Annotated in this window: 19 protein-coding genes, 1 tRNA gene and 1 pseudogene; 8 read left to right on the forward strand and 13 right to left on the reverse strand. The window is 66.4% G+C overall.

The annotated features are described in order from the left end of the window. The first annotated feature begins 110 nt into the window (after positions 1 to 110). Positions 111 to 2,741, forward strand: a complete 2,631-nt coding sequence (gene mutS / locus VGR67_03855; protein ID HEV8335531.1) for a DNA mismatch repair protein MutS — start codon at positions 111 to 113, stop codon at positions 2,739 to 2,741. Here mutS and VGR67_03860 read toward each other — a convergent pair. The 3 genes from VGR67_03860 to VGR67_03870 form a co-directional block, all read right to left on the reverse strand. Beyond that, entirely contained in the window at positions 2,731 to 3,066 is a 336-nt protein-coding gene (locus VGR67_03860) for an STAS domain-containing protein (GenBank protein HEV8335532.1), read from the reverse strand. The genes mutS and VGR67_03860 overlap by 11 nt on opposite strands. After that, positions 3,063 to 3,545, reverse strand: a complete 483-nt coding sequence (locus VGR67_03865; GenBank protein HEV8335533.1) for an ATP-binding protein — start codon at positions 3,543 to 3,545, stop codon at positions 3,063 to 3,065. The genes VGR67_03860 and VGR67_03865 overlap by 4 nt, the downstream gene beginning before the upstream one ends. 156 nt (positions 3,546 to 3,701) lie before the next feature. Continuing rightward, positions 3,702 to 3,854, reverse strand: coding sequence for a DUF4382 domain-containing protein (locus tag VGR67_03870; GenBank protein ID HEV8335534.1), 153 nt, complete (start codon positions 3,852 to 3,854; stop codon positions 3,702 to 3,704). A gap of 114 nt (positions 3,855 to 3,968) precedes the next feature. On the opposite strand from VGR67_03870, the gene VGR67_03875 reads away from it, so the two are divergent. The 3 genes from VGR67_03875 to VGR67_03885 all read left to right on the forward strand — a co-directional run bounded on the left by VGR67_03875 (position 3,969) and on the right by VGR67_03885 (position 8,571). Further along, positions 3,969 to 5,684: a glycosyltransferase family 39 protein gene (locus VGR67_03875; protein HEV8335535.1), complete on the forward strand. Its 1,716-nt coding sequence runs from the start codon at positions 3,969 to 3,971 to the stop codon at positions 5,682 to 5,684. After that, positions 5,681 to 6,664, forward strand: a complete 984-nt coding sequence (locus VGR67_03880) for a GDSL-type esterase/lipase family protein (GenBank protein ID HEV8335536.1) — start codon at positions 5,681 to 5,683, stop codon at positions 6,662 to 6,664. Before VGR67_03875 ends, VGR67_03880 begins: the two co-directional genes overlap by 4 nt. A gap of 125 nt (positions 6,665 to 6,789) precedes the next feature. Next, on the forward strand, positions 6,790 to 8,571 hold the full coding sequence (locus tag VGR67_03885) for a glycosyltransferase family 39 protein (protein ID HEV8335537.1): 1,782 nt from the start codon (positions 6,790 to 6,792) through the stop codon (positions 8,569 to 8,571). Here the strand turns inward: VGR67_03885 and VGR67_03890 are convergent. After that, a complete protein-coding gene (locus VGR67_03890; protein HEV8335538.1) occupies positions 8,541 to 9,257 on the reverse strand; it encodes a CPBP family intramembrane glutamic endopeptidase in 717 nt (238 codons plus the stop codon). The two genes, VGR67_03885 and VGR67_03890, sit on opposite strands and share 31 nt — an antisense overlap. Positions 9,258 to 9,614: 357 nt before the next feature. Here VGR67_03890 and VGR67_03895 point away from each other — a divergent pair, with 357 nt between their 5' ends. Beyond that, entirely contained in the window at positions 9,615 to 10,100 is a 486-nt protein-coding gene (locus VGR67_03895) for an NUDIX domain-containing protein (protein HEV8335539.1), read from the forward strand. A 38-nt stretch (positions 10,101 to 10,138) separates the two neighbouring features. On the opposite strand, the gene VGR67_03900 is transcribed toward VGR67_03895, so the two are convergent. Together VGR67_03900 and VGR67_03905 are read right to left on the reverse strand one after the other, a co-directional pair. Next, positions 10,139 to 11,716, reverse strand: coding sequence for a YifB family Mg chelatase-like AAA ATPase (locus tag VGR67_03900; GenBank protein HEV8335540.1), 1,578 nt, complete (start codon positions 11,714 to 11,716; stop codon positions 10,139 to 10,141). A 166-nt stretch (positions 11,717 to 11,882) separates the two neighbouring features. Next, positions 11,883 to 13,907 carry a LysM peptidoglycan-binding domain-containing protein gene (locus VGR67_03905; protein HEV8335541.1) on the reverse strand — a complete coding sequence of 675 codons (2,025 nt, stop codon included), beginning with the start codon at positions 13,905 to 13,907 and terminating at the stop codon, positions 11,883 to 11,885. Positions 13,908 to 14,510: 603 nt separating this feature from the next. Here VGR67_03905 and recA point away from each other — a divergent pair. Then, the gene (gene recA, locus VGR67_03910; protein HEV8335542.1) at positions 14,511 to 15,635 is read left to right on the forward strand and encodes a recombinase RecA; all 1,125 of its coding nucleotides are present in this window, start codon (positions 14,511 to 14,513) and stop codon (positions 15,633 to 15,635) included. Between the two features lie 125 nt (positions 15,636 to 15,760). Next, a tRNA-Phe gene (locus VGR67_03915) sits at positions 15,761 to 15,836 on the forward strand. 497 nt (positions 15,837 to 16,333) lie between these two features. Here VGR67_03915 and VGR67_03920 read toward each other — a convergent pair. From VGR67_03920 to VGR67_03935, 4 genes and pseudogenes are all read right to left on the reverse strand, one after another. Continuing rightward, positions 16,334 to 17,482: pseudogene (locus tag VGR67_03920) on the reverse strand (ATP-binding protein). A gap of 66 nt (positions 17,483 to 17,548) precedes the next feature. Next, the gene (locus tag VGR67_03925; protein ID HEV8335543.1) at positions 17,549 to 17,995 is read right to left on the reverse strand and encodes a type II secretion system protein GspG; all 447 of its coding nucleotides are present in this window, start codon (positions 17,993 to 17,995) and stop codon (positions 17,549 to 17,551) included. A 174-nt stretch (positions 17,996 to 18,169) separates the two neighbouring features. Further along, complete coding sequence (gene lexA, locus VGR67_03930; protein ID HEV8335544.1) at positions 18,170 to 18,769, reverse strand: transcriptional repressor LexA; 600 nt, start codon at positions 18,767 to 18,769, stop codon at positions 18,170 to 18,172. 68 nt (positions 18,770 to 18,837) lie between these two features. Beyond that, the gene (locus VGR67_03935; protein ID HEV8335545.1) at positions 18,838 to 19,428 is read right to left on the reverse strand and encodes a hypothetical protein; all 591 of its coding nucleotides are present in this window, start codon (positions 19,426 to 19,428) and stop codon (positions 18,838 to 18,840) included. A gap of 140 nt (positions 19,429 to 19,568) precedes the next feature. On the opposite strand from VGR67_03935, the gene VGR67_03940 reads away from it, so the two are divergent. Further along, positions 19,569 to 20,141: a DUF4416 family protein gene (locus VGR67_03940; GenBank protein ID HEV8335546.1), complete on the forward strand. Its 573-nt coding sequence runs from the start codon at positions 19,569 to 19,571 to the stop codon at positions 20,139 to 20,141. Here VGR67_03940 and VGR67_03945 read toward each other — a convergent pair. The 3 genes from VGR67_03945 to VGR67_03955 all read right to left on the reverse strand — a co-directional run bounded on the left by VGR67_03945 (position 20,138) and on the right by VGR67_03955 (position 23,807). Continuing rightward, on the reverse strand, positions 20,138 to 20,821 hold the full coding sequence (locus VGR67_03945) for an HAD family phosphatase (protein ID HEV8335547.1): 684 nt from the start codon (positions 20,819 to 20,821) through the stop codon (positions 20,138 to 20,140). The genes VGR67_03940 and VGR67_03945 overlap by 4 nt on opposite strands. 28 nt (positions 20,822 to 20,849) lie before the next feature. Beyond that, on the reverse strand, positions 20,850 to 22,598 hold the full coding sequence (locus VGR67_03950) for an HD domain-containing phosphohydrolase (protein ID HEV8335548.1): 1,749 nt from the start codon (positions 22,596 to 22,598) through the stop codon (positions 20,850 to 20,852). A gap of 105 nt (positions 22,599 to 22,703) precedes the next feature. Further along, positions 22,704 to 23,807, reverse strand: coding sequence for an HD domain-containing phosphohydrolase (locus VGR67_03955; GenBank protein ID HEV8335549.1), 1,104 nt, complete (start codon positions 23,805 to 23,807; stop codon positions 22,704 to 22,706). Positions 23,808 to 23,937 lie beyond the last annotated feature (130 nt).

The following is a 23,937-nucleotide window of genomic DNA, read 5'->3' on the forward strand; positions in this document are numbered from 1 at the left end:
CCGAGGGCTGTCAACGGCGCGCTCCGCGCGTCCCTCGCCCGGCGACCGGCGCGCCGGCCGGCCATGCTAGACTCTCCCTCCGTCGCCGCTTTTTCGCGCGGGGGTGCCTTCTGGATGAATTGACCCCGATGCTGCGCCAGTACCACCGGCTCAAGAAGGCCCATCAGGACGCCATCCTGATGTTCCGGATGGGTGATTTCTACGAGATGTTCTTCGACGACGCGGTGGCGGCTTCGCGGGATCTCGACATCACGCTCACGGCCCGCGGGAAGGGGACGCCGAACGCCGCCCCGATGTGCGGGGTTCCCTATCATGCCGTCGACGGTTACGTGGCCCGGCTGATCCGCAAGGGGCACAAGGTCGCCCTGTGCGATCAGACCGAGGACCCCGCGAAAGCCCGGGGGCTGGTGCAGCGCGAAGTGATCCGCGTCGTGACGCCGGGCACCTTCGCCGATCCCGAGCAGCTCGCCGGCGGCGATCACAACTTCCTGGCCAGCCTCTTTCCCGATCGGCAGGGGATCGGCGCCGCCTACCTCGATCTCTCGACCGGGGACCTCACCCTCGCCCAGGTCGAGGGGGACCGTTGGGACGAGCTGTGGGACCAGATCGAGCTCTTCGCCCCGCGGGAGATCCTGGTGCCCCGGGATTCCCGCGCCGCCGACCGGATCCCTGCCGATCTCCGGTCCCGCGTCCTGGTGAATGCGGTGGAGGACTGGGCCTTCTCGAGGGAATCGTCGGTCCGCGCCCTGCTCGAGCTCACCGGGGCGGCGTCGCTCTCGGGGTTCGGGGTGGAGGATCGGATCCTGGCGGTCTGCGCCGCCGGCGGGGCGGTTCACTATCTGCGTCAGACGCAGCGCTCGGACCTGAAGCACCTCCATCGAATCTCCCTCTACACTCCCGCGGATCGCCTGATTCTCGACGCCACGACGCGCCGCAACCTCGAGATCACCGACAACCTGCTCGAGGCGAAGCGGGCCGGCTCCCTGCTGGATCTGCTGGACCAGACCTGCACGCCGATGGGATCCCGGGCGCTCAAGGATCTCCTGCTGCGGCCGTTCGGGCGCCGGGAGGACGTCGAGCCGCGCCTCGACGCGGTTGAGGCGTGGACCCGAAACGGCGAAGCCAGGGGCCGCCTGCGGCGCGATCTCGCCCGAGTCAGGGATCTCGAGCGGCTTCTCTCGCGCGTGACCCTCAAGACCGCTTCGCCCCGCGAATACCTGGCCCTGAAGGACTCTCTGGCGGCCCTGCCGGAGGTCAAGCAGGCGCTGCGCGCCTTGCCAGAGCCCCCGGCGCTGCTTCGCGATCTGGAGGGGCGGATCGATCCGCTCACGGACGTCGCCGTTCTCGTCGCCTCCGCGATCGCGGACGATCCCCCGGCGTTGATGCGGGACGGCGGCTACCTCAAGGACGGGTTCCATCCCGAGCTGGATCGCCTCCGGTCGATCCGCCGCGACGGGAAGGGCTTTCTCGCGGCTCTCGAGGCCCGCGAGCGCGCCCGCACCGGGATCGCCTCCCTCAAGGTCCGCTACAACAGGGTCTTCGGCTATTACCTGGAGGTCTCGAAGGCTTCTCTCGGCTCCGTCCCCGCGGATTACCAGCGCAAGCAGACGCTCGTGGGGGCGGAGCGCTTCATCACGCCCGAGCTGAAATCGTATGAAGAGCAGGTGGTCTCGGCGCAGGAGCTGATCGAGGAGCTGGAAAGCCGGCTTCTGGAAGGAGTGCGCGACCAGGTGGCGCGGGAGGCGGTCCGGATCAAGGCCACGGCCGTGGCGCTGGCGGAGACCGACCTCCTCGCCGGCCTCGCCGAGGTCGCCGTCCGGCACGGCTATTCGCGGCCGGTCCTGCGGGACGGCGGCCCGATCCGCATCCGGGAGGGCCGGCATCCGGTCGTCGAGCGCTTGAGCTCCGATCAGCGCTTCATCCCGAACGACACCGATCTCGACGACGAGAACCGCCAGCTCCTGATCATCACCGGCCCGAACATGGGCGGGAAGTCCACCTACCTGCGGCAGGTGGCGCTCATCGTCCTCATGGCGCAGGCCGGCTCGTTCGTGCCGGCCTCGGAGGCGGAAATCGGCATGGTCGATCGGATCTTCTGCCGGGTGGGGGCCTCCGACAATCTGGCGCGAGGCCAGAGCACCTTCATGGTGGAGATGCAGGAGACGGCCAACATTCTCCACCACGCCACCTCCCGCAGCCTCGTGATCCTGGACGAGATCGGGCGCGGCACCGCGACGTTCGACGGCCTGTCGCTGGCCTGGGCGGTCGCGGAGTATCTCCACGACGAGGAACGGGCGCGCGCCAAGACGCTGTTCGCCACCCATTACCACGAGCTGACGGAGCTGGCGCTGACGCTGCCACGGGTCCACAACTGCCACATCGCCGCCCGCGAATGGAACGACGAGATCCGTTTTCTCTACCGCGTCCTCGAAGGGAGCGCCGATCGCTCCTACGGCATCCAGGTGGCCCGCCTCGCTGGCCTGCCGGCGAAGGTGCTCAAGCGTGCCCGGGAGGTCCTCAACAACCTGGAGGTCCACGAGCTCGATCGAGAGGGGGTACCGAGGCCGGCCGGGGAAGGGACCTCCCCGATCGGGGAGGCACGCCAGATCATGCTCTTCGCGAAGCCGGACGACCCGATTCGCGAAGCCTTGAGATCCTGCCAGTTGGAAGAGGTGACGCCGCTCCAGGCGTTGAACCTGCTGGCGGAGCTGAAGCGTAAGGCGGAGGAGTCTAAAAGCTGACCAGGGCTTCCTTCTCGTGGGCGAATATCTCGAAAACCTGCTGGAGCTTCGTCAAGGAGAGGAGGTCGGAGACCCGTCCCGACGGATTCAAAAGCTTCAGCTTGGCCCCCGCTTCACTGGCTCGCTTGAAGCACGCCACCAACTCGCCGATTCCGGCGGAATCCATGTACGTCACCTTGTCCAGGTTCAGCAGGATGCTCTTGCGATCCGACTCCAGGAGCTTGTTGACCTCTTCGCGGAGGAGCACATCTCCCTCGCCGATGGTGATCTTCCCCGAAAGATCCAGAACCGCCACCTTGCCGATGTTTCGAACCTTCGTCTTCATCCCGCCTCTCCTCCTTTGATCCGTGCGGCTCGGCCGGTCTGGGCGCGCGCCCTCCGGTGCTCCACCCGTTTTTCCATCCGGACTTCCAATCCGCCGCGATCGAGGCGGTTGAAGGCCACGTCGTCCACGAAGCTCTTGATGAAAAAAATCCCTCGGCCGTTGGCCCGGAAAAGGTTCCGGTCCTCCAAGGGATTCCGGAGCTCCTCGGGGTTGAAGCCGGCCCCCTGATCCCGGACCGCCACCACCAGCTTGCGGGGGCTCATCCGGAAGATCACCTCGACCCGCTTTCGAACTTCCTGGCGATTCCCGTGCTTGATGGCGTTAACGACGGCTTCGCGCACCGCCAAGCCGACGTTCAGCATGGTATCACGCCGGAATCCCGATACCCGGCAGACTCCCTCCGCCATCCGCTGCACCAGATCAAGGAATTCCAGGCGGCTTTCGATTTGGACCCGAATTTCCCGCGGGCTGGTCTTCACGGCGACTCGGAATTAGGGGGATGGACCCGTGTCCGGCGCCGGTTGCTGCACCCCCTCGCCGCCACGAGGCGGGCCATCGTATCCGAAAGGGTGGGGTGAGTCAATGAGGCCGCCGCGGCCGATCCGCTCAGGCCGGCGGGCACACCGAGACGGGCGTCACCAGGGCCTGAGGATCAGCGTTCCATTCGCCGTCTCCTTGACCTGGACCGAAGCCCCGGCGTCGAAGTCGAGCGTCACCGCGGTCTGTCCCCCCGCCGCGACGCTGAAATGGATCGGGACGTCGACTTTCTGCGAATCGATTGCTAGCACGCACGCCGGCCGATTTCCTCGAACGGACGCCGATTTCTGCCTGCCGCAGAGCCTTGTGGGCCGGCCGCCAGGGTGCTATTCTCCCCCGCCGGATTTCCGTCGACGAAAGGCCGCATGGGCGAAGATCTCCCGACGAAGCCGACTCCGGGAACGGACCGCCTCCTTCCGGCGCTCCTGGGGGCGGGCCTTCTTCTCCGGCTGCTCATCGCCTGGGCCCCCTTCTCCTATCTCGCCGCCCGCGGGCCTCTCATCGACGACGCCTTCTATTCCCTGGGAATCGCCCGTAACCTGGCCGGCGGCCACGGCCTCACGGCCGACGGCGTGCATCAGACCTCCGGCTTTCAACCTCTATACACCTTCCTTCTGGTGCCCTTCTACCTCCTCTCCAAGAGCGACCCCATCCTTCCCATGCGCTCCGCGTTGACGCTCCTAGCGCTGGCCGGGACCGCGACCGGATGGTTTCTCTTCAGGATCACCCGGCGCCTGGCGGGCGCCGGGGCCGCGCTCTTCTCGCTGGCCCTCTGGAGCTTCTCTCCTTACTTTCTCACCCAGGGGATGAACGGGCTCGAGACGGGCCTCTTCGGGCTGTTCTTCGCCGCGGCCCTCGACCTTCACCTCGGCGCGGCGCGGAACCCCGCGAGCGCCCGCCCGCTGGTTCTGCTGGGAGTCGTCCTGGCAGGCCTGGTTCTGGCGCGGGTCGACGGCATCATCCTTGCCGTCGTCCTGCTCCTCGATCTCCTCCGGGAGGGCTCCTCGTTCCGCCGCCGTTTCGCCCGCGCCGCGACGGTGCTGTCGATCACGTCGCTGCTCGCGCTTCCCTATTTCGTCTTCCTGCGGGCGCGCTTCGGATCGTTTCTGCCGGAGTCGGGCGCCGCCACCCGGTTCATCTCGCTGTGCTACGGAACCCTGTTCGTAGCGAACCCCCAGGTTCTGTCCTACTTCCCTCCCGATCAGGCGCCCTGGAGCTATTACGCCGCAAGCCTCGGGAAGGCGGCCGGGACGCTCGCCTCCGAGCCTCTTCTCTTCCCGGCTTCCCTCCCCGTCGCGCTGCTCGGCCCGATTTCCGAAACGTGGCCGGCGGCGGTTGGCGCCGCCGGCTTCCTGGCCCTTCTGGCCAACCTCCTCCTGATCTTTCTCGGCGCCCGCTCGACTCCCCTCGAAAGTCCCTTGCGGGAGTACGGGCGGATCGCCCTGCCCACGACTTTGCTCTGGATTCCCGCCTATGCCTTTGTGGCCCTCGGTCAGTGGTGGTTCTCGCGCTACTTCTTCCCCTTGTTCCTGCTGATGCTGCCGCTCTCCGGTCTCGCCTTTCGCCGGATCGGCGAACGGCTCACGCTGTTCCGAGGGATGCGGCCCGCTTCCTACGCCGCGCTCGCCTTCGGCCTGCAGCTCCTGCTCTTCGCCTGGCAGGTCCCCGGAGCTCTCTTCACCCACCGTCCGAACCTCAACGTCTCCTCGTTCCTGAGGATGCGCTCGATCCTCGACGAGGCGATCCCGCCGGAAGCGACGGCGGGGGCGTTCCAATCGGGAACGCTCTCCTATTTCTCCGATCGAACCGTCATCAACCTGGACGGTGTCGTCAATGGCGCGGCGCTCCGGGCGCTCGAAGAGAAGCGGATGGCGGAGTACGTCCGCGGCGCCGGGATACAGGCGGTCATCGACTATCCCCTGATCCTCCAGGCGCTCCTCGTCCGGCGCTCCCCGGCGGGCGAGGCGCGGCGCCTCGGGGAGGTGCGGCAGGTCGGTCCCTTCTACCTCGTTCGGATCGCGAGCCCCGGGAGATCGGCACCGGCTCCGCCCGCCGCCGATCTCCCGGGAGGAAGGCCGTGACGAAGCGCTGGAAGGCGATGCTCGTTCGGCCGGCGCTGCTCGCGGCCGGAACGGCGGTGGCGCTCCTCGCCGGCGAGGCCGTTCTCCGGGTCGCCGGCTTCGAGTACCAGCCGCTGCCGAAACTCCAATTCGGCTGGCCCGACCCCGCCACGATGGCCAACCTGTACGTCCCGGATCCCGATCTTCTCTGGGTGCCTCGCGACTACTCCCGCGTGGTCGAGTCGGCGCGCCGGAAACGGCCCGCGATCGCCTTCCTGGGCGACTCGTGCACCGAGTTCGGCGGCTACCCGAAGTGGACATTGGAAATCCTCTCCTCCCGGCGCCCCGAGCTCGCGACCGGCGTCAAAATGGGAGTCGGAGGCTGGACGACCGAACAGGGACTGGCGCAGCTCCGGCGGGACGTCCTCCCCTGGCGCCCCCGGGTCGTGACGATCTACTTCGGATGGAACGACCATTGGATTGCGCTCGGGCCCCCCGACGCGGAGATTCACCGCGCCCGGCTGCTCCGGCGTCTCTCCAAGCGTTCGCGCCTCGCCCAGCTGCTCGTCAAGGCCTGGATGGCGTTTTCATCGCGTGGAGAGGAGCATCCCAACCGGGTCGATCTGCCGCGCTACGTCGCCAATCTCGAATCGATGGTCCGTCTCTCCCGGGAGGCGGGGACCCAGCCGATCCTGATCACCGCTCCCTCGGGCCATCGCCCCGGCTTCGAGCCACGCTATCTCGCCGAGCGGCACCTCCGGAAGCTCTCCGACCTCGTCCCGCTGCATCAGAGCTACGTCGAGGCGACCCGCCGGGTGGCGCGCCAAGCGGGCGCGACCCTTTGCGACGTGGCCTGGGCGTTTCGCCTTCTTCCGCCCCCGGCGGAGCGCTACTTTCTGGAGGACGGCATCCATCTCAGCCCGGAGGGAAACCGGGAGGCGGCCCGGATCCTGGCGGGATGCATCGAGTCGGCGAGCCTTCCGGCGCCGGGAACACCCTGAGGCCTCCGGGCGGCCTGGGGGCCAAGCGCCGCGGCGGAGAACACCCAGGAATGCGGAGGACGATCGGGGGCCCTGAGGCAGCCGGATCGCGATAGGATGCGGCGCCGCGTTTTTTCGGAGGAGTCATGGAGACAGGCTTGAGCCGCCGCGCCCGAGGAGCCCTGTTTGCCCTGCTGGCGCTCGGATTTCTTCTGCGTCTTTTTCTCGCCTGGGCCCCCATCTCGTACCTCGCCTCGCGCGGCGCGCTCGTCGATGACGCCTTCTACAGCTTCAGCATCGCGCGCCACGTCGCGGCGGGACATGGGCCCACCGCCGACGGGATTCATCCCACCTCGGGATTCCAGCCTCTGTACACCTTCCTGCTCGTCCCCTTCTACCTTCTCACCCGCGGCGACGCGATCCTCCCCATCCATCTCGCCCTGACGCTGCTCTCCGTCGCGGGCGCCGCCACCGGAGTGTTCCTCTTTCGGATCGTCTGGCGAAGCGCCGGGGTGAGCGCCGCGCTCTTCTCGCTGTTCCTCTGGACGTTCGCCCCCTATTTCCTTTCGCAGGGTCAAAACGGCCTGGAGACCGGCCTGTTCGGACTCGCGCTCGCAGCAACTCTCGATTTCTACCTCCGCCGGGCTCGCGAGGATCCGCGCCGGGCCGACCTGTGCCTTCTCGGACTCCTCCTCGGAGTGACGATCCTGGCACGGGTCGACGGCGTTCTCTTCGCCGCCGCCGTGGCCATCGATCAGCTGCTTGTGGGCCGGGCCCTGAGAAGGACGATCCCCCGAGTGGCGCTGACCGCCGCGATCGCCCTGGTGACCGTCTCCCCTTACCTTCTCTTCCTGTGGCTCCGCTTCGGCGTTCTCCTTCCGGAATCGGGCGCGGCGGTGCGCTTCCTCTCTTTATGTTATGGCACCCTGTTCGTCCTGGGGCCGCGTGCCGCCTATTTCTTCCCGCCCGAGCAGGTGCCCTGGGCCTACTACGCCGGCAGCCTTCGCAAAGCCGTCCAGATCCTGATTTCCGAGCCGCTCCTCTTCCCCGCTTCGCTGCCTCTTTACCTCGCTTCGATCGCGCGGCTCTTCAACCCGCGCGCCCTTCTCCTGGTCTTCGGCGGCGGCGCCCTGCTCGCCCTCAACCTCTTGCCGCTCGCCCGCTCGAAGGGCGAGGCCCGTAGCCTGCTGCGCGTCGGAACGATCTGCGCCGCCTTCTGGGTTCCCGCCTATGCGTGGGGGGTTCTCGGGCAATGGTGGTTCACCCGCTATTTCTTCCCTCTGTTCCTCCTGATGGCCGTCGCCTCGGGCCTGGCGCTCGCACGCCTCGCTTCTTCGCCGTTCGGACGGATCGGCGCGACGCGTCTCGCGTGGCTCGCCGCGGGGGTCCATCTTCTGCTCTTCGCCCATCAGGCCCCCGATCATTTCTTCAAGCACCGGCCCTATGAGAACGTCTCGTCGTATCTCCAGGCGGCGCAGGTCCTCGATCGAGCGCTCCCGGCCGGTAGCCGGGGCGGCGCGTTCCAGTCCGGGACGATCGGCTATTTCGCCCGGCATCCGGTGATCAATCTCGACGGAGTGGTGAATCGGGACGCGTCGCGCGCGCTGCGGGAGGCGAGGATGGCCGATTACATCCGGGAAGAAGGAATCGAGGCGGTGATCGACTGGCCCCTGTGGCTGGAGGCGCTCCTGATTCACCGCTCGCCCGCGGGCGCCGGCCGCAGCCTCGGGCCGGTCACGCCGGCAGGGCGCTTCCTCCTCCTGCGCGTCGAGCCGGCCGGCAACCGCGTCGCCCGCCTCTCGCCGTGGCGTCCGGATTCCCGAACGCCTCGGCCACCAGCCCGGCATCCGAGGTCCCGAAGCTCCGAGGCCGGCGCCATTCTCCGGGACGCGACCCTTCAGAAGTATCGCAGCGGTCCGAGAAAGTAATACCGGATCAGCTCCAAGGCATCGTACAAGCCGTGGCTCACGACAGGCGCCGCAACGCTCTTTCGGGCGATGAAGAGCAGTCCCCACGCCAGTCCGACGAGGCCGGCGATGATCGCCTCATCGATTCCCTGCAGCAGGTGGCCGTAGCCGAACCAGGCGGCGTACAGGAGCGCCCCGACCCAGGCCGGCCCCCATCCCGCCTCGAACCGCCGGATCACGAAGGCGCGCTGGAACTCCTCCTTGATCCCCCCCGCCAAGAGGCTGGCGAAGAGAAAGAGGGCCAGATCGCCGGGCCCGCGCATCATCTCTTCCAGGACGTTCTTCTCGCCGCTGTAGAGCATGGGCGTGGCGTGCCGGAAGAAAGACTTCAGAAGATAAGCGGCGGCAAAGATCGCCGGGACACAAAGCAATCCTCGCAGCGCTTCGCGGCCCAGCCGGGAGCCCGGCCCGAGGAAGCCGAAGAGAGACTCCCCCTGGATGCGCTGGAGGATGGCGAGCAGCGCGAGAAACAGCAGCGAAGACAGCGTCAAGAAGGCGGCCAGAGCTTTCACCGAGGGCTGCTGATTAGGGACGGACGGAAAAGGGGGCAGGATCGAGGCGGCGAGGTAATCGGTCGGAAGCCCGAGCGCCAGGAGAATCTCGGCGAGAGTCCCTAGCCTTCTTCTCCAGGTCCTCGTCTCCGCCAAGCCTCCTCCCGCCTCCTTTCGGAAGCGGGATTCTACTACGCGCGACCCGCGCCCGCGCTCCACCCTCCTGAGACCCATCTCCCGGCTTGCTCTTCCGTCATCGCCGGCTCAAATAATCCAGGAACATTCAAGTCCGAAGCGCTTTTTCATCCCATGAAAGGTCTCAAGCGACGAATCGAGCCATCTTCTTCAGTGAGGCGGTATGCGGCTTACGACAGGAGCGCAACGCGGGACGGCTCTTCTCACCTTCATCGCCGGCGGAATCGCCCACGTCGTGGCGGGAAACTGAGGAAGGCGAGCGGGGCCGGGGAAATTACGATGGCGGGAATCGTAACGGAGTGATGCTAGGGTTTAACCATGGCACGCAAGCCCAGGAAAAGCGCCGGGATCCTTCTTTACCGCTATCGCGGGGACGGAATCGAGGTCTTCCTGGTCCACCCCGGAGGGCCGTTCTGGGCGAAGAAGGATCTCGGCGCCTGGAGCATCCCCAAGGGGGAGGTGGAGGAGAGCGATGAGTCGGACCCTCTGCGGGCGGCCCGGAGGGAGTTCGAGGAGGAAACCGGGGTTGTCATCCAGGGGGAATTCGTAGCCCTTGCGCCGGTGAAGCTGAAGAGCGGCAAGGTCGTCCTCGCCTGGCTTCTCGAGGGCGACCTCGATCCCGAAGCGGTCCGGAGCAACACCTTCTCGATCGAATGGCCGCCCCATTCCGGAAAGCAGGCGGAGTTTCCCGAGATCGACCGTGCGGCCTTCTTCAGCCTCGACGAAGCGAAGCGGAGGATCCATCCCGGGCAAGCCCCGTTCCTTGCGGAGCTCGAGAGCCGGCTCGGGGAAAACACAGGATGATTTGCCTCGGCCGGGGTTCATAACCTCTTGGGCACGGTTCAGGATCCGCCGCGACGACCCGCGCCTTCCTCGCCAGAAGCGACGTCGGGAAGCGAAGAAGGGGGATCAAGCGATCGATACTGGATCGCCTCGGCGAGATGGGCGACCAGAATGCGCTCCTCCCCTTGCAGGTCGGCCAGGGTCCGCGCCACTTTGAGAATCCGATGGTGCGCCCTCACCGAGAGGCGGAGCCGCTCGGTCGCCGCCGACAGAAGCTGCCGGCCGGCGCCGTCCGGACGGCAGGTCTCGCGCAGGAGCGCGGGGCTTATCTCGGCGTTCGTCCTGATGCCGTGGCGCCGCAGCCGATGGTGCTGGCGAAGGCGAGCTGCTTCGACGCGTGCCCGAATGGCCTCGGAGCGTTCCCCTTCCGCCTCCGCTTCCAGATCCTTGACGGGCACCCGCGGCACTTCCAGATGGATGTCGAAGCGATCGAGCAGCGGCCCGGAGATCCGGGCGGCGTAGTTACGCACCGCGATGGGGGTGCAGGCACAGTCGCGGCCGGGATTCCCCAGCTGGCCGCAGGGGCACGGGTTCATCGCGGCGACCAGGACGAAGCGGGCGGGAAAGATCATGGCCTGCATCGAGCGCATGATCACGACGCGCCCTTCTTCCATCGGCTGGCGGAGCACTTCGAGCGTTCCGCGGCGGAACTCCGGCAGCTCGTCCAGGAACAGCACCCCCCGGTGGGCCAGGGAGACTTCCCCGGGCCGCGGCGTCATGCCGCCGCCCGCCAGCCCCACCCCGCTGATCGAGTGGTGCGGCGCGCGGAAGGGGCGCCGGCGGATCAAGCCTTCGGGCGCGCCGAGACCCGCGGCGCTGTAGATCCGGGTGATTTCGACCGCCTCCTCGCGATCGAGCGGCGGAAGGATGCCGGGGATGCGGCGCGCGAGCATCGTCTTCCCGGCTCCGGGAGGCCCCACCAGCAGGACGTTGTGACCGCCGGCGGCGGCGATCTCGAGGGCCCGCCGCGCCGCAGCCTGACCCGAGACCTCCGAAAAATCGTCGGTCTCCCCCGCTCCCGCCGCGGGCGGCTCTTCGGGCAAGGGGGGCAGCGCGGCGATATCGGCCTCACCGCGCAGAAACGACACGACCTCGAGGAGGCTTCTCCCGGGGAACACGCCGATTCCGTCGACCGCCGAAGCCTCGATGGCGCTCGCCTGCGGCAGCACCACCCCGCGGCAGCCGTGATTCCGCGCCGCGATGGCCAGCGACAGGGCGCCGTGGACCCCGCGCAGGAGGCCGTCGAGCGACAGCTCCCCGGCCAGCAGGAGCCCCTCCGCGGCGCCGGCCGGAACGACTCCGGAGGTGATCAGGATGCCGACCGCGACGGGAAGGTCGAGGCCCGTTCCCTGCTTCTTGAGGTGACCGGGAGCGAGGTTGACGGTAATGCGGCGGGCGGGGAAGGAGAAGCCGCTGTTCTGGATGGCCGAGCGCACCCGGTCACGGCTCTCGCGGACGGCGGCGTCCGGCAGGCCCACGACGTTGAGCGCCGGAAGGCCGCCCGCCATGTCGACTTCGACCGAGATCGGGATCGCCTCGATCCCGTGAATCGCCGCCGCCAGGATCCGGGCCAGCATCGCCGCTCCGCCCGCCCGGGCAAAAAAAAGGAGAGCCGTGGGCGGTTCCCGCGGCTCTCCAGCGCGCTCCCTTGGGGGGAAGTCGCGCGCATCCTAGCTTTCCGGCGGCCCGCTTGTCAAGCGCGACGGAGCGCCGGAAGCGCCCACCCCGCGCCTTGGCTCGGCGCTATTCGGATCGAATCGTCAGGACCATGCCCGCGACGAGATCGTTCGCCGACCCGAGATTGTTCAGGCGCACCAGATCGTCGATTCTGACCTGATGCCGCGTGGCGATGCGCTCCAGCGTGTCGCCCGGGACGACCCGATAGCGGATGGCGCTGCTGGAGGACTGCCCCCCGGCCTCCGAGGTGGCCGTCTCGGGGCGATCCGGCGCCACCACCCGCAGGCGATCGCCCGGCTTGATGACTCTTTTTCGCGCCAGATTGTTGACCGAGCGAAGCTGCTGCACCGTCATGTTGAAGCGCTGGGCGATGCTGTAGAGCGTGTCACCCGACCGCACCCGGTATACTCCCGTGGCCTCGGCGCCGGCGGCGGAGGAGCCGGAGGAATCGGAGGATCCCGAATCGGAGGCGGCGGCGTCGGCCCGCGTCGCGTAAAAGACGGCCAGACGCTGCCCCGGACGGATCGTCGAGCCCGGGAGCCGGTTCCACTGCCGGACGCTGCCGATCGTCGTGCGGTACTTCACGGCGATCTTCTGCAGCGTCTCCCCGCGGCGGACCCGGTGGATCACCTTCTCGCCGCGGTCGTACGTCGGAGCCTGCTCGTCCATCTCGACGCGCGAGACCTGCGCCGGAGCGTAACCCGAGGTCGGAATGATCAAGCTCCGGCCCACCTTCACGCGATGCCCGCTGCGCAGCGAATTGGCCGTCAGGATGGAGCCGACGGTCACGCCGTAGCGCCGCGCGATGATCGACACCGTCTCGCCGCGCCGCACCGTGTGCTGCGTCCAACGCAGCCGGTCCTCCCGGGGCACCGCGGCGTACTTGGCGATGAAATCATTGGACGTCCCGGTCGGAACCCGCAGCGAGTAGCCCGCCGCGTAGGGCGGCGTCGCCATCGTCCGCAGCTCCGGATTGAGCATCCGGATCGTCTCGACCGGGGCGCCCGCGCATTCGGCGACGACCTTCAGGTCGGTCGGCGAATCGACGGTGACCCAGTCATAGGACAGCTCGTCCTCGGGCTCCACGAAGAAGCCGTACTCCTCCGGAGCCTTGTCGATGACCATCGAGGCGAGGATGGCGGGAACGTAGTTCTTCGTCTCGGTCCGCAGGGCGCGCCGGTGCTGCGCCAGCGACCAGAAATTGTCCGTGCCGGTGCGCTTCATGGTGCGCATGATCTTCCCTTCGCCGGCGTTGTAGGCCGCCATCGCAAGGTGCCAGTCCCCGAACAGGGCGTAGAGGTCCTTCAGATACGCCGCGGCCGCCCGGGTCGCCTTCTCCGGATCGGAGCGCTCGTCGACCCACTCGTCCCGCTTAAGCCCGTACTTGCGGGCGGTGGGGGCGATGAACTGCCAGAGCCCCTTGGCTTTCGCCCGCGAGTAGGCGCTCGTCTTGAAGGCGCTCTCCTGGTGAGCCATGTAGGCGAGATCGGTCGGCACGCCTTCTTCCTGGAATATCTTCTTGATCATCCGCAGGTAGAGGCCCGAGCGGCGCAGCCCCCCTTCGAAGGGAGCGCGCATGCGGGTCTGGAACGCCTCGATGAAGGTGAGAACCTTGTCGTTCAGCTCCAGCGGGATGTTGTAGGAGACCGCCTCGGCCGCAGTCTGCACTTTCTGCCGCTCCTTCTCCGCTTCCTCCGGAGAGAGGTAGGTGGTGATGTCGCGCAGCTCTTCCTTCGGCGGCTCCTCCCCCTTGTCGGTCCCGTCCTGGTAGACGTCGCCCTCGAGGGAGTCGATGTTCTCGAGCAGGTCCTCGTAGGCCGACTTCAGGGCGGCATCGGTGTCGATCTCGACGTCGGAATTCAGCGCCGTCTCCACCGCCTTGTCGAAATAGTCCCGCGCCTCATCGTAGCGCCCCGCTTTGTGGGCATCGAGGCCGGAGGTATAGAGCTCCTGCATCGTCTCGATGACCTTCTGGGACTTCGCCACACCGGGAGTGGCCATCTCCACGCCGACCTCGACCGCCGACTCCTCCGTCGGAGAAGGAAGGGGGGAGGCCGCCTTCTCGGAATCCTTGGCTTCGGGTTCGCCCACTTCGTCAGCCCGGGCTACCGGGGCCTTGGAGGGGGTCGCCGGGGATTGGTTCAGGGTCGATTTGACCGGGGCGGAGGCGCAAGCAAGGGAGGTGAGGAGCAGAAAAATGGCGGCGGCAGAAAGTCTTTGAGGTGGCATAGGTTAGGGGACCCTCTCTTGGTGAAACGATCCGGCTGACTCGCTCAATATATGAGCCGACTCCCGCAAAGTCAAGAATTCTTTCCGCGCTATCCCCATGATTCTTAGGCTCCTGCGACCACGGCGGCTTCGACCGCAAGTGTTCAGATCTGTCCAACGATGGACACTCCTTGGGGCCGTTTTACCCGACGGGGGTCTCGCCGGAAAAGACCTGCCGGGGCAGGCTACCGTAGGGAAAATCGGAAGCTCCGGCGCCGCGTCGCGCCTGCGCGCCGGCCTTGGCGCGAACTTTGAACGTTCGCCCTCTTCCGGCGCGCCCGGCCGGTCCCGGCGGCGAGTCGCCCGGGCAACGGCCGAACCGGACCGCCGACCTCTCTCGGCGAGCCTTGACAGTTTCTTCAGGTGCCCCTTAAGATGCCCTTTGCTCCCGTCGAAACGGAATCTTCCATCCAAAAGGATCAGTCGATGTCACAGGACCAGAAAGAACGCGGCCGCGCCATCGACATGGCGCTGACCCAGATCGAGAAGCAGTTCGGGAAGGGCTCCATCATGCGGCTCGGCTCGAAGGAGGTCCTGTCCAACGTGGCGACCCTGTCGACCACCTCCCTGTCGGTCGACGCCGCGCTCGGCGTCGGAGGGGTGCCGCGCGGGCGCGTCGTGGAGATCTACGGACCGGAGTCGTCGGGAAAGACCACGCTGGCGCTGCACGTCGTCGCGGAAGCCCAGCGCGCCGGGGGGATGGCCGCCTTCATCGACGCGGAGCACGCCATCGATCCCGAGTACGCCAAGAAGCTCGGCGTCGACACCGACAACCTGCTGATCTCCCAGCCCGACTCCGGCGAGCAGGCGCTGGAGATCGCCGAGGTCCTGGTGCGCTCCGGGGCCCTCGACGTGCTGGTCATCGACTCGGTGGCGGCCCTCGTGCCGCGTGCCGAGCTGGAAGGCGAGATGGGCGATTCGCACGTCGGGCTGCAGGCGCGCCTGATGTCGCAGGCGCTGCGGAAGCTCACGGGGGTGGTGGCCAAGACGCGGACCACGATGATCTTCATCAACCAGATTCGCGAGAAGATCGGCGTGATGTTCGGGAATCCCGAGACGACGACGGGAGGGCGGGCCCTGAAGTTCTACGCTTCGGTTCGGATCGACATCCGCCGGATCGGCTCCATCAAGGAAGGCGAGTCCGACATCGGCAGCCGGACCCGCGTCAAGGTGGTCAAGAACAAGATGGCTCCCCCTTTCAAGATCGCCGAATTCGACATTCTTTACGGCCACGGCATCTCACGCGAAGGAGACATCCTCGATCTCGGCGTCGCGCAGGGGATTCTCGAGAAATCGGGGTCCTGGCTTTCCTACGGCGAGACGCGCCTGGGCCAGGGACGCGAGGCGGCCCGCCAGCTCTTGAAGGACAACCCCGATCTCACCCGCGAGATCGAGATCAAGATCCGCAAGCGGCTCGGGATTCTCCGCGACGAGGCCAAGGCGGCCTCTCCCCCGGCGATGCACCCCGCGGCGAAGCCGGAGAAGGACGACGACCGGCGCGGCCGCGGACCTGCCGAGCGCCCGGCGCGGCCTCCCTCCGCACGGGCCTAAACGGAAGTCGTCGCCGCGGCAGCGGGCTCAGGCCCGGTGCCCTCTCTCCGCTTTCCTTGACTCCTCTTCGGAGGGTCTGCTAGGATGCGTCCCTTCGCGCCAGGCGATCCCTTCCTACCCGTCGTGCCCCTGTAGCTCAGTCGGTAGAGCGATGGACTGAAAATCCATGCGTCGCTGGTTCAATTCCGGCCGGGGGCACCACGTATTCAAGCCCAAGAATTCGAGGAAATAGAAAAGGCGGTCTCCGGCACCGTCAATACTTGAGAATTGTGCGGGAATTGTGAGGGAAGGGCCTGTCGAGGTTGGAAGTCCCGACTGGAAGGTAAAGGTAACCCGCTGCAAAAACTGCGACGGGTGGTGGAAACTAGGCTCTTTGCTCAATATGGCCAGAGATGAGCTGGAAAGGCTCGACCGCCCGTTGCGAGAGATTCGAGAAGTGTTTGATTCCGATGTCCGGAAGCGTTACTCAGGCCAGTGGGAGAAGGTTAGGGCTATTGAAATGATTTTCCCTTCGCGACCGAGCATCTTCCAACTAAGCGAAGTCTTGGCAGCCGCTCGAGGCAAGGAGCGCGCCAAGAACCTCTCGGTCTTAAAGCCGAGGGGTTCCTGGCTCACTATTGTCCGAAGGTGCTGGAACTGCCTCTGGGCGACTGCAAAAGAGGATAAAGCGCCTTGATCTTCCTGCAATCGTTGGATGATTAGCCTTTCTTCCAGTCCTCATTGGGCATGATTCGGCGCGTGAACTCGTCGAACAGGGGCACTGTGAAAGCAGTATCGCCCTGGTGGGGACTCCAGATCATACCTTTCGCGATCAACTGGCTCCTTGTTGGCCCGAGGGAGGTAACCTGGCGGCCCAACACTTCAGCAATGTCCCCTGACCGATGCGGGCCGGGGCCCAGTTCGGCCATCGCTCGGAGGTATTTCTTCCCGACCGGGGTCAATCGGTCAAATCTCACACGAAAGAAACTCTCGTCTAGGGCGGCGATGGCCAACTCTGATGCGTTCTTAACGTCTTCCAGCGTGATCCGAGACCCATCCGCCGCATCCCAGGAATGCTTCCCCCACTCCTGCACGAAGTAGGGATAACCCCGAGTCTCTTTCACTATCAGGTCCAACGCCTCAGTGGTGACTTCGACACCCTGGTCCTTCGCGGGCTTGACGATTGCGCGTCTGGCCGATTCATCACGAAGCGGACCGACCTCAGGAAAATCGAACAGCCTTTCTGCATAGGATTTCGCGCGACCTGTTCTTCCTCTTAGCTGGGGCAGATCAGCGCCTATCATAATGACCGGAAGACGTCGCTGTGCATTGCGGTGAAGCGCGGTGATGAGAGCCGCGAGCTCCTCCTCTTCTACGTATTGCAGTTCGTCAACGAAGCTCGTCAAGACGGTTTCCGCCTTTTGTGCGGCCACTCCTGCGGACTCCAGTAAAGCTTGCAAGTCATGCTCCAGGTCACCGTTGTCGGCGAGGCCGGGTTCTGGCTCAAAGTCAATCCCAACCTCAATGTCCTGATACTTCACTTTCAAGGCTCTGGCGAATCCTGCCAGAGCACGGAGCGCCCGTTGCGCAAGGTCTTTGGCTTTCTGGTTTCGAGAGAGTCTCAATAGGGACTGGCGCAACTCTGGGGCCAAAATCGAGGGCAGGGAGCGGTTTTCTGGTGCTTCTATTCGTAAAGCGTGAAGGTTGACATTTTCGGCATCTTCCCTCATTCGATCCAATAACACCGTTTTGCCCACACCTCGGAGCCCCACCACCAAAACGCTCTTCGTGGGGTAGCCGCGGCGTACCCGCTCAACGGCCACGCGAACTGTGTCCAGCAGGTCATCCCTACCGGCGAGTTCCGGGGGCGAGTCGGGCTCGCGGCGGGAGCCCTACCGCGCCGACGCGCCGTGGGGAGTTGAGGGCCGAGGATCTCAGGTCTGGGCGCCCGCGGGCCACTGGAAGAACTGGCCGTTGGCGTAGATGATGTCGCAATCGAAGTCGTGCGTCTGGCCGCCGTTCGTGACGCTGGTGACGCCGTCCTTGCCGAGGCTGATCAGGGTGTAGCCGAGACCGCCGGTCGTGTCCCCCTCGAACACCCAGGCGTGGTTCCAGCCGTCGGAGACGGGCGCGAGCTTGATGTAGTTGGGCTGGAGGAACTGGGCGAGGGCGGTGAAGCTGGCGACTCTCGGGTAGGTGTTGTTGTCCACCGCGTAGACCTCGATGGCGCCGGCGATCGCCTTCATGTCCGCCATCGTCTTGGTCTGCTTTCCCTTGTCGACGGCGTTGATCAGGTTCGGTACGGCGATCGCGGCGATGATTCCGATGATCGCCACGACGATGAGAAGCTCGATCAGGGTGAAGCCCTTCTCCGGTCGCATCGCCTGCTCCCTCCTTCTCGCCTGTTCAGCGCGGGTTGTCGCCCGGGTGGCGCCACCCCTCCGGAAGGGAGAGGCAGCTCATCCTCACAAACGGATTGGGGTCGTCCGGCGTCTAGGCCTTTTTTCGGGATCGGAGCCCTGAAACCTGCCCCGCCGGCGAGACGCTTCATCCCCTCACAGGTGCCGGAGGAGCCCCGTGACGACGCCTTCGATGCTCACGGCGCGGGAATCGAGGAGGAGAGACGCGCCCGTCGCGTGCGTCGATTGCAGCCGGACTCTCCCCTTGTCCCCATAGAATCGCTTCAGGGTCGCCTTGCCGTCGAGGAGCGCGACGACCGTCTCTCCGTCGGTGGCTTCGTGGCGCGCTTCCACCACCAGGTAGTCGCCGTCCCGGATCTGCTCGTCGAGCATCGAATTCCCGGCCACGCGAAGCACGTAGGCGTCGCGGCGGCGCACCATCGCCGCCGGGACGGTCAGCGTCTCGGCCGTTTCGCTCGCCTCGATGGCGCGGCCCGCGGCGAGCGTGCCGCGCAGCGGAAGGTCCAAGCCTTGCGACGGGGCCGGCTCGGGGATCACCTCCACGAAACGGCGCCGTCCCCGGCTGCGCCGGATCCGGCCGCGCGCTTCCAGCGCGGCGAGGTGCTTGTGGACGGTCGCGGCCGAGGAGAGACCGAATTCGGCGCCGATTTCCTTGAGACTCGGCGCATAGCCGCGCTTTTCCAGAAAACGGCTGATGAAGGAGAGGATGTCCCGCTGCCGGCGCGTGAGAGACATGCCTTCACGCTAGGCGAAAGCAGAGCGAAAGTCAACGAATGTCCCCGGCGCGAGGGGCGCGTGGCGTGCTACTCTTTTTCCGCTCCGAACTTCGGCTCGTCGGACCCGAAGAGCACGTTGAACGTGGTGAGGCTGCCGTAACAGCGCGTGATGTAGTGCTCCAGGCCCACCTTCTCCTCGTCGGTCAGCGTGGGATGGGAGTTGATCTTCTGCTCGAGCACGCGCAGCTGGTCGCGGACCATCACGATCTTGTGGAAGAAGACATCCAGGGGGATCTCCTTCTCTTTGGTCCCTTCGCGTCCCGGCCGGAGGATCAAGGTCCCTCCCGCCCACCGGCCGCCCAGCTCGGTGTCTCCCAGGCCCATCAGCTCCTTCAGCGCCTCGCGAACCGCGCCCTTGATTTCCTCGTGAATCATCTCATCCTCCGAATCCGCCGGCCCGGGCTCGGCTCCGTTCGCTTCGCGGCTCACCGGGATTCCGGCGGCGACCTCTGCTTCGATCCTCTGGAGCTGGAACTGCTCGGGGTGGAGATGGCGCACCTCCCCTCCCTCGAAGCGCACCTTGACCTTCTCGCCGTCGCCGAAGCCCTCGACCTCGAGGACCTCTCCCCGGCCGAACCGGGGGCTGTAGATCATGTCGCCTGGCCTCAACCGCTCCATGGTGGGCCTCCTGTGCTTGAGCGCGGCCGGCTCGCCGCGCGGGGCGCCGCATTATAACACCGCCTCCCCGGGGAAGCGGGTCCGCTTGAACCGCTCCCGCCTCGCGGAGATAATACGCGGCGCGTCAAGGAGAGCTGCTCTTGGGAACCGTCCACGCGCATCCCCCCGTCAAGCTCGTGACCGCCCTCCTGGGCCGTGATCTCGCCCTCCTGGCCGAGATCGAGAACCGCATCGAGAAAGCCTACGGCCCGGTGGAGGAGCGCAGCGAGGTGTTCCTGTTCACCCACGCTCACCGATTCGACCTGGAGATGGGGGAGAACCTCAGCAAGCGCGTGATCTCCTTCGCGGAGCTCCTCCCGGTGGAGAAATTCCCGGAGGTGAAGCTGTTCGCCAACGATCTGGAATGGGAGTACCGGGAGCACCTCATCGATCGGAGCCGCCGGCTGGTCAACATCGATCCCGGCTACGTCACCCTCTCGAAAGTGGTCCTGGCGTCGACGCGGAACTACGCGCATCACATCTATCTCGGACAGGGAGTGTATGCCGAGCTACTCCTCCGCTACCATCGCGGGGCTCTCCGGAACCTGCCGTGGACCTACCCCGATTTCCGGACGCACCTGGTGCATTCCTTCTTCTCCCGGACCCGGGATCGCTACCAGGTGCAGCTCCGGGCGCGTTTCGCGCATCCTCCCGATTCCCGGCCCGCCCCTTAATGGACTTCCTCCTTCCCGTCCGATTCGGGATCCATCGGAAAGTGGCGGAGGAGATCCCGCAAATCGTCGCCGCGGCACACGGCGCTCGCCGCCCGCTCCGCCTCTTCATCGGCCGGATTCAACGCCACCGAGAACCCGACGGCGCGGAACATCGAGACGTCGCCGGCCGAGTCGCCTACGGCGATGACGCGAGCGGGCGGAATCCCGAACTGGTTGCAGAACAGCTCGACCGCGTCGTCCTTCCGGCCGTGCTCCACGTTGATCTTGACCTCTCCCGTGAAGCACCCCTGCCGCGTGACGAGCCGGTTGGCGATCGTGAAATCCAGGTCCAGCTCCCGGTGGATCCGTTCCGCGAGAAGCGTCAGCCCCGTCGAGATCACCCCGACTTTCATCCCCCGATCCCTCAGAATGGCGCGAATCTCCCGGGCACCCGGCCTCAGGGTCACCGCGTCGGCGATTCTCTTGAGCTCCCGCACGCGCTTTCCCTTCCAGCGCGCCGCGTCGAGAAGGCAGAACATGGAGTAATCGATGGCGCCGCTGCGGAGCCGCTCCTGGTAGACTTCGGCGTCGCCCGCCCACAGCGCCAGGACCTCGTGCAGATGCTGCCAGAAGCTGGGGACGGTGGTCAGGGTGCCGTCGAGATCGAAAAGGACGGCGAGGAAGGGGGGCGTCGAGGTCATCGGGGTTCCCGGGGACGGCGCCGGAGGGCTATTCCTTCAGATCCCCGCGGCGGTGGAGATCGACCACGACGTTGACCAGCTGCGGATCGTGGGCCGAGCCGGCGAGCTCCTTCAGCCGCGCCACGGCCCGCTCGACCGACATCGCCTTCTGGTACGGGCGGTTGGTCGTCATGGCGTCGAACGTGTCCGCGACGTTCACGATCCGCGCGATCAGCGGAATCTCCTCGGCGCGCAGGCCGGCGGGATAGCCCCCGCCGTCCCACCGCTCGTGGTGATGGCGGACGGCGGGATTGATCTCCTTCATGTTCTTGATCGGGGCGAGCATCGACGCCCCTTTCTCCGGATGCTGCTTCATGTAGCGGTACTCGTCGTCGGTGAGGACGCTCGGCTTCCGGAGGATCCGATCGTCGATGCCGATCTTCCCCACGTCGTGGAGGAGCGAGCCGATCTGGACGTTGCGCACCTCCCGCGCCCCGAGGCCCAGCGACCGCGCGATGAGCACCGACAGCTTGCTGACGCGCTCCGAGTGCCCGCGCGTGTAGGGATCCTTCTCGTCGATGGCGGCGGCGAGGGCCTTGATCGTGCTCATGAACAGCTCCTGGTTCTCCTGCGCCGCCGCGTGCAGCTTCTGAATGTGATCCTGGATCTGATCCGACATCCGGTTGTAGGTCTCCGCCAGCTCGCCGATCTCGTTGCGCGAGCGGACGCTGGCGCGCACCTCGAAATCGCCCCGCGCGAAGGCGCGCGCCGTCTCCGCGAGCTGGTTGATCGGCCGCGCGATCGAAGCCGCCAGCCAGACCGAGAAGACCAGGGCGAGGCCGAGGGCGACTCCCGCCCAGGTGATCGTACTCTGGATCATCGCCCGAACCGAGGAATAAGCGAGGCGCCTCTCCACCTGGACGAAGATCCCCCAGCCCAGCTCGGTGAGATCGACGCTGGCGAGGAACTCGCGCTGCACGCCGTCGAGCGTCAGGGCGAAGTCGGAGGTTTCCTTGCTCTTGGTCGGGTTCTCCAGGAACTTCCTCACGATCCCGAACTTCCGGTAATCGGTCCGGCCCAGGATCCCCTCCTCGTCGAGCGCCGCGAACAGGTTCCCCTTGGAGTCGAGGGCGTAGACGGTGTATCCGAGCAGCCGCGGCCCGACGGCCCGATCCCACAGCGTCGTGACGTCGATCAGGCTCTGGAGCACCGCATGGACTTCCCCTCCCTGCCGGCCGCCGACGGGCGTCGAGAACGCCACGGCGAAGCTGCGCGCCCCCTGGGCGCCGAGAGGAAACGGATCGGAAAACGTCGTTCCGCCGCCGCGCGCCCGCACCGCGCCGCGCGCCAGCATCTCCTCCACTTCCGCCGGAAAGCGCGACCCCGTTCGCACGGCGTCGAAACGCCCCCCTTCCGCCGGGAGGTAGCGCAGCAGGATGAGGTCGTTCCCCAGATAGCGCGTCATGGCGGAGCGATCCGCCAGGACTTCCCGGATCGCCTCGGGCCCTCCCTTGCGCATGACCGCTTCGAAGAGGTCCGCCTGCTTCATCAGCTGGATCTTGATCTCTTCGAGGCTGCTGCTCAGCGAGCGCGCGATCGAAGCCGCCACCAGGAGCTGGTTCTCCTGCGTCGAGGTGATCAGCGACTCCCGCGAGATGGCGATCTGTTTGTACGCGGCGAGGCTCAACGGGAGCAGGCCGGTGATGAGCAGGACGATGAGGAGGGTGTAGAGGATGCGGATGCGGGGCCCGCCTCGCTCCAGATCCCCGGGCAACGGCGCCCTGCTTTCGGGTGGCATCCCTGGGCGTCCTCCCGCAGGGTGCGAGGTCGTCTCGTAGGCCGGCCGCTCGCGGCGGGGCGGGATTATAGGGAATCGTTCCGGGAGTGTCAACGAATGGCCGGATCAGCCGGTCGCGGCCGTCGGTTCGGTCGATTCGGCGGGATCGGGCTCCGCCTCATGTCCCAGGATGGAGATGAAGGCGTCGACGCAGCGCCCGTCGAACTGGATGCCCGCGCACCGGCGCATCTCCTGGATCGCCTCCTGCAGCGTGCGACCCGGACGGTAGGGCCGGGTGGACGTCATCGCGTCGAACGAGTCGGCGAGGCAGACGATCCGCGCCGTCTGCGGAATCGCCTCCCCCTTCAGTCCGTCGGGGTATCCGGTGCCGTCCCAGCTTTCGTGATGATGCCGGATTCCGGAGATGTGGTTCTCCAGGGAGCGCACGGGCGTCAGAATCTGGGCGCCGATCACCGGATGCTGCTTGATCAGGTCGAATTCCTCCTTGGTCAGCTTTCCGGGCTTGTTCAGGACCTTGTCGTCCATCCCGATCTTCCCGATGTCGTGAAGCAGGCCGATCTGGCCGATGGTGCGGACCTCCGCCGCCGGGAGGTCGAGGCCGCGGGCGATCATCATGGCGAACCGCGAGACCCGCTGGGAGTGGCCGGCGGTGTACCGGTCCTTGGCCTCCAGCGCCACCGCGAGTGACTGGATGGCGCTCAGGTAGCTGTTTTCCACCTCCTGCTTCGCTTCCTTCAGCTCCCGCAGCGCGTCCCGCAGCTCGGCGTTCTTCTTTTGAAGGTCGACGAGCAGGCGCTCGTTGGTCCGGCGCATTGCCGCCTGGCGGATCAGCGAGGTGACGGTGAACTTCAGATCCTCCGGCTCCCACGGCCTGGCGATGTAGCGGTCGAGGCCGGCGTTATTGAAGGCGTACACCGCCTCCTCCAGGCTGGGCCGGTCCGAGACCAGGATCTTGATCACGCCCGGGAACTGGCTGTGGACGATTTCGAGAAAACGGGTGCCGGGGATTCCCGGCAGCCCCTGCTTGGTGATCACCATCTCCAGGTACTTCCCATCGCTCCGAATGCGGTACAGCAGGCCGAGCCCCTCCTCCGAGGAATGGGCCACCAGGATCTCCTGCTCCCGGCCGAGGGCCTCGCCCACCGCGCCGTGCAGAGATTCCAGGGAATCGGAGTTGTCGTCGACCAGAACGATCGTGCCTTGACTCAAGGGTTTCCCCGGGAGGCGGTTCGTCCCCCGGAAATATAGGGATGGAGAGGCGCTCTCAGCAAGCTCCGCGCGGCGCCTGGTGGAGTCAATCCCCCGTCGCGCGCCTTCCGTCAGGCTGGAACCTTACGCC

This window comes from Candidatus Polarisedimenticolia bacterium (assembly GCA_036004685.1).
GTDB lineage: Bacteria > Acidobacteriota > Polarisedimenticolia > Gp22-AA2 > AA152 > DASYRE01.